Raw genomic sequence first — 11,830 nt, 5'->3', positions numbered from 1 at the left:
CGTACGCCCCCCGCGCCCCCGGTCCGCCCCCCCGCGCGCGCGCCCCGCGCACAGCCCGAACCGCCCTGCGGGGTCCGTACCGGCCTTCGCCGTTCGGGCGGGGTGTGCCGTGGGGCGGGGAGCGCCGTCAGCCCTCCGCCGGGACCGGGGCGTGCCGGGGGAAGGGGCCGGGGGTCGGCTCGGCCGCCGCCTCCGGGACCTTCTCCAGTGCCACCGTGGCCGCCGCCCGCCGCTCCGGCAGCAGGTCGAGGACGGCCTGCCGGGCGGTGTCGCCGACGGCGTCGTCGTACGGGTCGGGGGTCGCCGGCACCTGGAGCCGGAGCACCGGCCCGGTGCCGAGGCGGGCGTAGCCGCGGCCCGGCGGGACCTGGGGGGTGGGGGTGGTGTGCGGTTCGGCGCCCAGGACGGCGGCGATCTGCCCGGCGGAGGCGGGGCCGAGGACCACGCGGGCGCGGGTGTGCGCGCGTACCCCCTCGTGCAGCCCGTCCGCGGTGTCGAACTGCTCCGTCACCACCACCGTCACCTGGGCCGCGCGGCCGTGCCGCAGCGGCACCTGGAGCAGCTCCTGGGGGTCGGGGCGGCCCTCGGAGGCGGCCAGGTGGCCGAGGACGCCGGGGCGGTCGAGGAGGATCCACAGCGGGCGGCGGGTGTCCGCCGGGGCGGGGTCGCCGGCCTGCCGGGCGCGGTTGGCGGAGATCAGCCGCCGCTCGGTCTCGTGGGCGGCCCATTCCAGGCTCTCCAGGGCGCCGGACAGCTCGCTCTCGACGCCGAGGACGCCGTCGCGGCCGACCAGGCAGGCGTACTCGCCGGCGCCCGCGCCGTCCACGATGAGCACGTCGCCGTGTTCGAGGGCCTGGAGCGCGAGGGAGCGCAGCAGGGTGGTGGTGCCGCTGCCGGGCTGGCCGACGGCGAGCAGGTGGGGCTCGGTGGACCGGGGTCCGGTGCGCCAGACGACGGCCGGGGCGTCCTCGGAGCCGTCCGAGGAGACGACGGGCACGGTCCGCTGCACGGCGTCGGCGTCGGTGAAGCCGAGGACGGTCTCGCCGGGGGCGGTGACGAACCGCTGGGCGGCGATGGTGGTCGGGAGGGCGGGCAGCACCTCCATGACGAGCCGGTTGCCCTCCTCGTCCCAGTCGAAGCGGTACTCGCGGCCGCGCCCGGACTTGGCGTGCAGCAGCTGCTCGATGCGGGCGCGGGAGGCCGGTTCGCCGTCGGGGAAGTACGGCGGGTAGGAGATCCGCAGCCGGGTCGGGCGGCCGTTGTCGTCGAAGGCGTGGTCGGCGAAGGCCCGGCTCCAGTCGCCGCCGTGGGCGAAGAGCGGGTCGGGGTCCTCGGGGACGGAGAAGTACGGCACCAGGGCCTCGTAGAGGCCCTTCAGCCGGGCGATCTCCGTCTCGTCGGGGCCGGTCCTCACGACCGGTTTCTCACGCCCCTTCCACGCGGCGGCGCCCATGAGCGCGACGAGCGCGAGCAGCGGCCCGTACGGCACGAGGGCGACGACCAGGACGCAGGCCGCGACCAGGAACAGCGTGGGACCGCGCCGTTCCTTGGGGGTCGCGGCCCACTTGGCGCGCGCGGACGCGGCCAGCTTCCGCAGACCACGGGAGACCGTGATCAGCGGATGGAGCACGTCGGTGGCGCTGTCGGCGGCCGACCGCGCGATCTCTCGGCTGCGCGCGAGCTGCGCGGTGCCGCTGCTCAGAATGCGGGGGAGTGGTCGCCGGGCCACGTCGTACTCCTGGAGTGGTGGAAGGGGGTGAGAGGCGTCAGAACTTGATTCCGCCCAGCAGGCCGGCCAGGCTCTGGCCGCCCGCGGTGATGCTCGGCGCGATGGCGGTGCCCGCCAGGTAGAAGCCGAAGAGCGCGCAGACGAGCGCGTGCGAGGCCTTGAGGCCGTCCTTCTTGAAGAACAGGAAGCAGATGATGCCGAGCAGGACCACGCCTGAGATGGACAGGATCATTGGGTGTTCTCCTGGTTGAGGGGACAGTCACGATCAGTCCTTCCAGGTTCACGGCAAGTATCTATGTGACTAAAGGTGCATTCGGGTGAATAGCGGGCGTTTTCACTTGACCGGCGGACGGGGATCGCCGTCCCGGGTGGCGAAAGCGCCGAAGTGGGGTAAGGGGGCACCGAGAGGCGCCGCTCGCGGGTGACGGACGCCGTGATCCTTGCCTCGGCCGGACGCGGTCATGTCACCGCGCGGGCAGTACCCTGTCGATTCACTCGTACGGCCGCGCTTGCCGTGCGCAGGTCAAGGGCAGGCGATACCGGGCGACACGCGCGCGGGACGCAGGCGGAGCACGGAAGGCGGTTGTGAAGATGAGCGAGACCCCGGACCCCGAGGTCGTCGAGCTGGCGTCGAAGGTCTTCGACCTGGCGCGCGCCGGCGACGCCGCGGCCCTCGCCGCCTACGTCGACGCGGGCGTCCCCGCGAACCTCACCAACGACCGGGGCGACTCCCTCGTCATGCTCGCCGCCTACCACGGCCACGCCGCCGCGGTCACCGCCCTCCTGGAGCGCGGCGCCGACGCCGACCGCGCCAACGACCGCGGCCAGACCCCGCTCGCCGGCGCCGTCTTCAAGGGCGAGGACGCCGTGATCCGCGCCCTCCTGGCCGGCGGCGCGAATCCGGAGTCCGGCACTCCGTCCGCCGTGGACACCGCACGCATGTTCGGCAAGGCCGAGCTCCTGGAGCTCTTCGCCGACCGGTGAACGAGGGCTGAACCCCAGGTGGGAGCGGTGTCGTAAATGTGGTCGCGGCGGTGGAAACGGTCGGTCATCATGACGACAAGCCCGGCCGTACGACCGGGCCACGGACGAGAGGCAGAGGAAGATGAGCAGCGCGCACAAGCGACGTACGACGGACGGCCCGACATGTTGTCCCGCGGCCTACTAGGGCGGCCACCGCGCGGACGGGCCCAGTGCCCGACGCGGTCCACCCCGGTCCACCCCGTCGTGTCGACAGCTTGATGTGAGGCGTCTTCCCATGTTCGATCCAGCCATAGCGCCGAGCGGCACCCTGCTCGGCCTCCTGCAGAGGGGCCGCGGCGACGGCACCCTGCACGCCCTCGCCGCCCCACGCGCCGAGGCCCTCGCGGCCCTCGACCGGTGCGTGCTCGCCGACCCCCGCCACGACTGGCGCGTCGAGAACCGCTCCCTCTACTACGCCCGGCTCTACCTCGACCTCCACGGAGGTCTGGAGGCCGTCGAGGCGCACCTCTTCGCGCCCGAGGACCACCTCGACGCCGAGGAGCACCGCACCGGGCTCGCCCTCGCCGTGCTCGGCCACCTGGCCTCCTACGGACGCCACGACGCCCTGCTGCTGCTCCGGCGCTACGCGGCCACCGGGGCCAACTGGGCCTGGGCCCTCGACGAGCTCGCGCTCCGCGACGACGACGCCGGACTGCGCGCCCTCGCCGAGCCCGTCCTCGCCCGCTTCCCCCGGGACGAGGCCGGCGACGCCGAGCTCGCCGGAGCCGTCCGCGACGCCTTCGAGCCCCGCCCCTGGCGGCTGTGGGCCGAGGACCCGCGCGACGCCGTCGGGGCCCGCGTCCGCGCCGCCCAGGAGAGCGGCTCCTTCGACCGCTGGCAGCGGCAGCTGCGCCCCACCGGGCCCCGCCCCGGCTGGAGCGTCCGCGCCGTCCTCGACTGGGCCCAGGAGGGGTACGAGCGCGGCGCCGACCTCGCCGGCCCCGCCGCCCGCTGCCTGGCCGCCGTCGCCGGACCCGAGGACCGCCCCGAGCTGCTGGCCGCCGGCCGCGCCGGCGCCCCCGGCGCGCGTGCCGCCCGCCAGCACCACCAGGCCGCCCGCCGGGTCCCCGCCGGCCGCGGCCGCGGGGAGGCCGCCCCCGACGCCGGCCACCCCCCCTCCCGCCGTCCTGCACCACCTGGCCGCCGGCCGGGACCCCGCCGTCCTCGACCTCGTCGAGGCCGCCGCCGACGCCGTCCACCCGCTCGACGCCGCGGCCGTCGCCGGCCCGTCCGCACAGGGCGATCCGTACGGCGACGTCCCCGGGGCCGTCGACCGGGACGCCCTCCACGTGGCCCGGGCCGCCGTCACCGCCTACCTCCGCATGTGCGGCGAGGACGCCGTCGCCCGCGCCCGCGCCTGGGTCCTGCGCACCGACCCGCTCGGCGCCGCCGCCGGCGAACTCCTCGCCGCGCGCGGCGAGGACCGGGACGCCCCGCTCGTCCTCGGCGCCCTGCGCACCGCCATCCGCGCCGCCGGGCCCGACGCGCCCGCCCTCGGCGCCCTCGTCGACGGCGCAGGCCGCCTCGGCATCGCCTGCGCGGCCCCCGTGCTGCGCCACGTCTACCGGGAGACGGCCTCCTCCCAGCTGCGCGGCCGCACCGCCCGCGCCCTCGCGGCCACCGACCCCTCCTTCGCCAGCGGCTTCGCCGTCGAGTGCCTCTGGGACTGCGAGGAGACCACCCGCGAGATCGCCGCGCAGCACGCCGAGACGGCCGACGTCCGCGTCGCCGAGCGATTGCGCCGCCTCGCCGCCGACCCGGCCGAGGAGGTCGAGGTCCAGACGGCGGTCCGCAACCGCATCGGCCCCGACCTCCAGGTCTGACCCGGCCCCCTCACCGCCCCGGCCCGGGGCGGCGCGGCCTGCGGCGGCACCCCCGCCGATCGTGGCCCCGCCCCGGCACCGGCCGGCCCCCCCCGATCCTCCGGTACGGCTCGGGACCCGCCTGCGGCACCTCCGGCCCGCGGCTCCGCCGGTACGGTCCCGGCTCCGCCCGTGCGGCACCGGGCCCGCGCGCGGCAGCGGTCGGCCGTCCCCGGCCCTTCCGGTACGGCTCCGGGCACCGCGCGCGGTGTCGGTTCGCGTATCGGATCGGTGCCGCACGGGTCGGGCGGGAAAAGCTCACGGGACGTTCCCCCGGCGTCCAGATCCACGTCGGCGGGGACACGTCGAGCGCGACGAGAACACCCGTATGCGTGTCGTCATCGTCACCGAATCCTTTCCCCCCGACATCAACGGTGTGGCGCACTGCGCCCTGCAGACCGCGCGCCACCTCGTCCGCCGGGGCCACCAGCCCCTCGTGATCGCCCCGGCCGTCCCCGACACCGCCGCCGACATCGACGCGCCGTGCCCGGTGGTCCGCGTCCCCTCCCTGCCGCTGCCCGGCTACGCCCAGGTGCGGGTCGCCCTCCCCAGCCGCCGCGTCGCCGCCGCCATCGCCGCCCACCGCGCCGACCTCGTCCACCTGGCCGGCCCCTTCGTCCTCGGCGTCCGCGCCATGGCCGCCGCCACCCGCCTCCGGGTGCCCACCGTCGCCGTCTACCAGACCGACCTCGCCGGCTACGCCCGCACCTACGTCGGCGCCGGCGAGTCCACCGCCTGGCGCCGGCTCCGCGCCGTCCACGGCGCCGCCGACCGCACCCTCGCCCCCTCCCGGGCCGCCCGCCGCGACCTGGAGGACCACGGCATCGCGCGCGTGCGCCTCTGGGGCCGCGGTGTCGACACCACCCGCTTCCACCCCTCCCACCGGGACCCGGAGCTGCGCCGCGCCCTCGCCCCCGACGGCGCGCTCCTCGTCGGGTACGTGGGCCGCCTCGCCCCGGAGAAGCGCGTGGACCTCCTCGCCGCCGTGGACGGGCTCCCCGGCGTGCGGCTGGTGGTCGTCGGGGACGGGCCCAGCGGCGCCGCCCTCCGCGAACGCCTCCCGGGCGCCCACTTCCTCGGCAGCCGCACCGGCGACGACCTCGCCCGGATCTTCGCCTCGCTCGACGTCTTCGCCCACACCGGCCCGTACGAGACCTTCTGCCAGACCGTCCAGGAGGCCATGGCCAGCGGGCTCCCGGTGATCGCCCCGGCCGCCGGCGGCCCGCTCGACCTCGTCGCCCACCGGCGCACCGGCCTGCTCGTGCCCCCGGAGGACCCCCTCGCCCTCCGCGAGGCCGTCACCGCCCTCGCCGCCGCCCCCCGACTGCGCGCCGCCTACGGCAGAGCCGGGCGGTCCGAGGTCGAGGGACGCACCTGGGAGGCCCTCGGCGACGAACTCGTCGGCCACTACCTGGAGGTGCTGCGCGAGCGGACGGCGGTGGCCGCGTGAACGGGCCTTCGCGCGGGCGCGGGATCGGCGGCCCCACGCGCGCGTACCGTGCCTCGTACGGCCGCGAGGGGCTCCGGATCGTGCGGCTGGCGAACTTCGTCACGCCCACCTCGGGCGGGCTGCGCACCGCCCTCGACCGGCTCGGGCGCGGCTACCGCGCGGCCGGCCACGACCCCGTCCTGGTCGTCCCCGGGGCCACCGCCACCGACGAACCGGCCGAACAGGGCCGGGTCGTCACCCTGCCGGGGCCCGAACTCCCCGGCACCGGCGGCTACCGGGTCCTCGCCGACCGACGTCGGCTCGCCGACCTCCTGGACCGGCTCGCCCCGGACCGGATCGAGGTCTCCGACCGCACCACCCTGCGCTGGACCGGCGAGTGGGCCCGGCGCGCCCGCGTCCCCTCGGTGATGGTCTCCCACGAGACCGCGGACGGCGTCCTGCGCACCTGGGGCGTCCCCGCCCCGCTCGCCGCCCGCGCGGCCGACCGGCTCAACCGCCGCACCGCCTGGGCCTACGGCCGGATCGTCTGCACCACGGCCTGGGCGCAGGAGGAGTTCGTCCGCGTCGGCGCGAGCAATGTCGTACGGGCTCCGCTCGGCGTCGACCTGGAGCGCTGCCGGCCCGGCCGGCGCGACCCCGCCGTGCGGGCCCGGTACACGGAGGGGGCCGGGGTCCTGCTGGTGCTCTGCTCCCGCCTCTCCGTGGAGAAGCGGCCCGGCACCGCCCTGGACGCGCTCGCGGGGCTGCTGGACGCCGGGGTGCCGGCCCGGCTCGTCGTCGCGGGCGACGGGCCGCTGCGGCCGGGACTGGAGCGGCGGGCCCGCGAGCGGGGCCTCCCGGTCCGGTTCCTCGGGCACGTCGCCGACCGGGAGGAGCTCGCCGACCTCCAGGCCGCCGCCGACCTGTGCCTGGCCCCCGGACCCGCCGAGACCTTCGGGCTCTCCGCCCTGGAGGCCCTGGCCTGCGGGACGCCGGCCGTCGTCAGCGCCTCCTCGGCCCTCCCGGAGGTCGTCGGCACGGCCGGCGCCGCGGCCGCCGACACCCCGGCGGCCTTCGCGGACGCCGCCCGGGGCCTGCTGGCCCTGCCGGAGGCCGGACGCAGGGCCGCCGCACGCGCGCGTGCGGAGCGGTTCTCCTGGGACCGCTCGGTGGCGGCCTTCCTCCGCGCCCACGAGGCGGCCACCGCGCGGGGCCGGGTCGGCGCCGCCGACGTCGCCCCCGGGGCCGTGGTGGATCCGCCCCGGCCGCAGGAGGTCGGCGGATGAACCCGGTGCGGGAGGGCCGCGTCCCGGCCCAGGGGACCGGCCCGGAGCGGGGCCCGGCTCCGGACCCGGCACCCGCCGCCCCCGGCACCGCGCCCGCGGGGGCCGCGCCGCTGCGGTTCGTGGTGCTCGGGGACTCGTTCAGCGAGGGGGTCGGCGACCGGGCCGACGGGGTCTGGCGCGGGTGGGCGGCGCTGCTCGCCGACGGGCTCGCCGGGCCCGGGCAGCGCCTGGAGTTCGTCAACCTCGCCGTCAGCGGCGCGCTCAGCGCGGACGTCGCCGCGCACCAGGCGCCGCGCGCGGTCGCCCTCCGGCCGCACCTCGCCTCCGTCGTCGTGGGCGTCAACGACACCCTGCGGCACGGCTTCGACATCGGGCGGTTCGCCCGCCGCCTGGACCGGGTGCTCGCCGCGCTCGACGCGGCCGGAGCCGTACTCCTGACCGCCTGTCTGCCCGACCCCGGACGGATGCTGGGCCTGCCGGCGCCGCTGGCCCGGCCGCTCGCCCGCCGACGGCGGTCCGTGAACGCGGTCGTGCACGCGCTGTCCGCCCGGCACGACGCCGTCCACCTCCACCTCGCTGACCCGGCCTGGACCGCCGACCGGCGCCTGTGGAGCGCCGACCGGCTCCATCCCGGCGAACACGGCCACCGGGCCGTCGCCGGGGCCTTCCACCGGCTCCTCGCGGAACGCGGGCTCGCCCGGGGGCCCGAGCCCTCCCCGGAGGCGTCCGAGCCGCCGCCCACCCGCGCCGAGACGGCCCTCTGGCTCGCGACCGCCGGCACCGGCTGGGTGCTGCGGCGCAGCCGCGACCTGCTGCCGCAGCTGCTGCTGCTCGCGGGGGAGGAACTGCTGCACCGGACGGACGCGGCCGGCGGAGGGCGGCTCGACGCGCGCGCCGAGACCGCCCTCGCCGAGGCCCTCGCGGCCACAATGGGGGAATGAGCGGGCGCTGGGAGTTCTGGATCGACCGGGGCGGCACCTTCACCGACGTCGTGGGGCGGCGCCCCGACGGGCGGCTCGTGACCCGCAAGGTCCTCTCCCACGACCCCGCCCGCCGGCAGGACGCCGCCGTGGCCGGGATCCGGCTCCTGATGGGCCTCGGCCCCGGCGAACCCGTCCCCGCCGACCGCGTCGCCGTCGTCAAGATGGGCACCACCGTCGCCACCAACGCCCTCCTGGAACGGCGCGGCGAACCCACCCTGCTGCTCATCACCGAGGGCTTCCGCGACGCCCTGCGGATCGCCTACCAGAACCGCCCCCGGCTCTTCGACCGGCACATCGTTCTGCCGGAGGCCGTGTACGCGCGCGTGGCCGAGGTCCCCGAGCGGATCGACGCCCACGGCACGGTCGTCCGCCCCCTCGACGAGGACGCCGTCGCCGCCGCCCTCGCCGACGCCCGCCGCGACGGCCTCCGCTCCGCCGCCGTCGTCCTCGTGCACGGCTACCGCCACCCCGACCACGAACTGCGGGTCGCGGCCGCCGCCAGGGCCGCCGGATTCACCCAGGTCAGCTGCTCGCACGAGGTCAGCCCGCTGATCAAGCTGATCCCGCGCGGCGACACCACCGTGGTCGACGCCTACCTCTCGCCCGTGCTGCGCCGCTACGTCGACGAGGTCGCCACCGAACTCGCCGGGATCCGCCTGATGTTCATGCAGTCCAACGGCGGGCTCCGGGAGGCCGCCCACTTCCGCGGCAAGGACGCCGTCCTCTCCGGGCCCGCGGGCGGTGTCGTCGGCATGGCCCGCACCTCCGCCCAGGCCGGACAGGACCGGGTCATCGGCTTCGACATGGGCGGCACGTCCACGGACGTGTCGCACTACGCGGGCACGTTCGAGCGTGAACTCGGTTCACAGGTCGCCGGGGTGCGGATGCGGGCACCCATGATGAGCATCCACACCGTCGCCGCCGGCGGCGGCTCCGTCCTCCACTACGACGGCCGCCGCTACCGCGTCGGACCCGACTCGGCCGGAGCCGTCCCCGGCCCCGCCTGCTACCGGCGCGGCGGGCCGCTCACCGTCACCGACGCCCAGGTGATGCTCGGCCGGATCCAGCCGGACCACTTCCCCGCCGTCTTCGGCCCGGACGGCGACCGGCCCCTCGACGCCGGAGTCGTCCGCGAGCGGTTCACCGCTCTCGCCCGGGAGGTCGGCGGCGGACGCACCCCCGAGGAGGTCGCGGCCGGCTTCCTGCGGATCGCCGTCCTCGACATGGCCAACGCCGTGAAGAAGATCTCCGTCCAGCGCGGCCACGACATCACCCGCTACGCCCTCACCTGCTTCGGCGGCGCCGGCGGCCAGCACGCCTGCGCCGTCGCCGACGCCCTCGGCGTCGACACCGTCCTCGTCCCGCCGCTCGCCGGCGTCCTCTCCGCGTACGGCATCGGACTCGCCGACGCCACCGCCCTGCGCGAACGCTCCGTCGAGGCCTCGCTCGACGAACCCGGCACCCACGCGCGCGTGACCGCCGTCGCCGGCGAACTCGCCGACCGCACCAGGGCCGAGCTCCGCGCCGACGGCCTGCCCGACACCGCGATCACCACCCACGCGCGCGTACTGCTCCGCTACGCCGGCACCGACGCGAGCCTCCCCGTCGACCTCGGCCCCGCCGACTCCATGGCCGCCGCCTTCACCGCCGACCACCGCGCCCGCTACGCCTTCACCATGGACAAGCCGCTCGTCGTCGAGGCCGTCACCGTCGAGGCCGTCGGCGCCGCCGGACCCCACGGCCCCGTCCACGTCCCCGCCGGCGCCCGCACCGGCCCCCTCGTCCCCCGCGCCACCGTCCGCACCCACGACGGCGCCACCGCCTCCGACACCCCGCTCCACCGCCGCGAGGACCTGCGCCCCGGCGACGCCGTCGACGGGCCCGCGATCCTCGCCGAGGACGACGCCACCACCGTCGTCGACCCCGGCTGGCGCGCCATCGCTTCCGACACCGGCCACCTGCTGCTCACCCGCGCCGTCCCCCGCCCCGCCCGCACCGCCGCCGGAACCGACGTCGACCCGGTCCTCCTGGAGGTCTTCCACAACCTCTTCATGGCCATCGCCGAGCAGATGGGCGTCCGCCTGGAGAACACCGCCCACTCCGTCAACATCAAGGAACGGCTCGACTTCTCCTGCGCGCTCTTCGACGCCGCCGGCAACCTCGTCGCCAACGCCCCCCACATCCCCGTCCACCTCGGCTCCATGGGCGAGTCCATCAAGGAGGTGCTGCGCCGCCGCGCCAGCGACCTGCGCCCCGGCGACGTCTACGCCGTCAACGACCCGTACCACGGCGGCACCCACCTGCCCGACGTCACCGTCGTCACCCCCGTCTTCGACGACGAGGGGGACGCGCTCCTCTTCCTCGTCGCCTCCCGGGGCCACCACGCCGAGATCGGCGGCATCACCCCCGGCTCCATGCCCGCCTTCAGCCGCACCATCGACGAGGAGGGCGTCCGCTTCGACAACTGGCTCCTGGTCCGCGACGGCAGGCTCCGCGAGGCCGAGACCCGCGCCCTCCTCACCGGCGCCCCCCACCCCTCCCGCGACCCCGACACCAACCTCGCCGACCTGCGCGCCCAGATCGCCGCCAACGAGAAGGGCATCGAGGAACTCCGCAAGGCCGTCGCCGAGTTCGGCCTCGACGCCGTCCAGGCGTACATGCGCCACGTACGGGCCAACGCGGAGGAGTCCGTCCGCCGGATCGTCGCCCGCCTGAAGGACGGCACCCACCGGTACGAGACCGACTCCGGCGCCGTCGTCCAGGTCGCCGTCCGCGTCGACCGCGAACGGCGCTCCGCCGTCCTCGACTTCACCGGCACCTCGCCCCAGCTCCCCGGCAACGCCAACGCGCCCACCGCCGTCGTCATGGCCGCCGTCCTGTACGTCTTCCGCACCCTGGTCGACGAGGACATCCCGCTCAACAGCGGCTGCCTGGCCCCCCTGGAGATCCGCGTCCCGCCCGGCTCCATGCTCGCCCCCGAACCGCCGGCCGCGACCGTCGCCGGGAACGTCGAGACCTCCCAGGCCGTCACCGGAGCCCTCTACGCGGCCCTCGGCGTCCAGGCCGAGGGCTCCGGCACCATGAACAACGTCACCTTCGGCGACGACCGCGTCCAGTACTACGAGACCGTCGCCAGCGGATCCGGCGCGGGCGACGGCTTCGACGGCGCCGACGCCGTCCAGACCCACATGACCAACTCCCGCCTCACCGACCCCGAGATCCTGGAGTGGCGCCACCCCGTCCGCGTCGACGCCTTCGCCGTCCGCGCGGGCAGCGGCGGCCGGGGCCGCTGGCACGGCGGGGACGGGGTGGAACGGCGGCTGCGGTTCCTGGAACCGATGACCGTCACCCTCCTCACCGGACACCGCCGGGTGCCGCCGTACGGGATGGCGGGCGGCGCGCCGGGCGCGCTCGGCGAGAACCTCGTCGAACGCGCCGACGGCACCGTGGATCCCCGCGAAGGCGCCGCGACCCCCGAGGGCGGCCCCCGCCCCCTGCGCGGACAGCGCCCCCCCCCC

At 76.9% G+C, this 11,830-nt stretch carries 7 protein-coding genes and 1 pseudogene; 6 read left to right on the top strand and 2 right to left on the bottom strand.

All coding sequences use genetic code 11. The annotated features are described in order from the left end of the window. Positions 1-127: 127 nt before the first annotated feature. The gene (locus tag ACFW1I_RS33960; protein WP_384677215.1) at positions 128-1,729 is read right to left on the bottom strand and encodes a hypothetical protein; all 1,602 of its coding nucleotides are present in this window, start codon (positions 1,727-1,729) and stop codon (positions 128-130) included. A gap of 37 nt (positions 1,730-1,766) precedes the next feature. Continuing rightward, positions 1,767-1,961 (bottom strand): hypothetical protein, encoded by a 195-nt coding sequence (locus tag ACFW1I_RS33955; RefSeq protein ID WP_030493667.1) that lies wholly within the window; start codon positions 1,959-1,961, stop codon positions 1,767-1,769. Positions 1,962-2,320: 359 nt separating this feature from the next. Between ACFW1I_RS33955 and ACFW1I_RS33950 the strand changes: the two genes are divergently transcribed. The 6 genes and pseudogenes from ACFW1I_RS33950 to ACFW1I_RS33925 all read left to right on the top strand — a co-directional run. Beyond that, the gene (locus tag ACFW1I_RS33950) at positions 2,321-2,713 is read left to right on the top strand and encodes an ankyrin repeat domain-containing protein (RefSeq protein ID WP_384677213.1); all 393 of its coding nucleotides are present in this window, start codon (positions 2,321-2,323) and stop codon (positions 2,711-2,713) included. 274 nt (positions 2,714-2,987) lie between these two features. Next, positions 2,988-4,575: pseudogene (locus ACFW1I_RS33945) on the top strand (HEAT repeat domain-containing protein). Between the two features lie 367 nt (positions 4,576-4,942). Beyond that, positions 4,943-6,064, top strand: a complete 1,122-nt coding sequence (locus tag ACFW1I_RS33940; RefSeq protein ID WP_384677211.1) for a glycosyltransferase family 4 protein — start codon at positions 4,943-4,945, stop codon at positions 6,062-6,064. Between the two features lie 23 nt (positions 6,065-6,087). Next, a complete protein-coding gene (locus ACFW1I_RS33935) occupies positions 6,088-7,329 on the top strand; it encodes a glycosyltransferase (protein WP_384677227.1) in 1,242 nt (413 codons plus the stop codon). Then, positions 7,326-8,270, top strand: coding sequence for an SGNH/GDSL hydrolase family protein (locus tag ACFW1I_RS33930; protein WP_384677209.1), 945 nt, complete (start codon positions 7,326-7,328; stop codon positions 8,268-8,270). Before ACFW1I_RS33935 ends, ACFW1I_RS33930 begins: the two co-directional genes overlap by 4 nt. Continuing rightward, positions 8,267-11,830 (top strand): hydantoinase B/oxoprolinase family protein (locus tag ACFW1I_RS33925; RefSeq protein WP_384677207.1); only part of this gene is annotated, 3,564 nt, incomplete at its 3' end. The genes ACFW1I_RS33930 and ACFW1I_RS33925, both read left to right, overlap by 4 nt.

The sequence above is a fragment of the Streptomyces sp. NPDC058955 genome (genome assembly GCF_042741435.1).
In the GTDB taxonomy this organism is placed as follows: Bacteria; Actinomycetota; Actinomycetes; order Streptomycetales; family Streptomycetaceae; genus Streptomyces.
Note: the sequence above shows the minus strand (reverse complement) of the source record. Positions and strands in the feature narration are given on the sequence as shown.

What these genes read in the sequence shown, in the direction of transcription:
- ACFW1I_RS33940 (WP_384677211.1), top strand. Translation starts at nt 4,943, where the DNA reads ATGCGTGTCGTCATCGTCACCGAATCCTTTCCCCCCGACATCAACGGT.
- ACFW1I_RS33950 (WP_384677213.1), top strand. Translation starts at nt 2,321, where the DNA reads ATGAGCGAGACCCCGGACCCCGAGGTCGTCGAGCTGGCGTCGAAGGTC.
- ACFW1I_RS33930 (WP_384677209.1), top strand. Translation starts at nt 7,326, where the DNA reads ATGAACCCGGTGCGGGAGGGCCGCGTCCCGGCCCAGGGGACCGGCCCG.
- ACFW1I_RS33955 (WP_030493667.1), bottom strand. Translation starts at nt 1,961, where the DNA reads ATGATCCTGTCCATCTCAGGCGTGGTCCTGCTCGGCATCATCTGCTTC.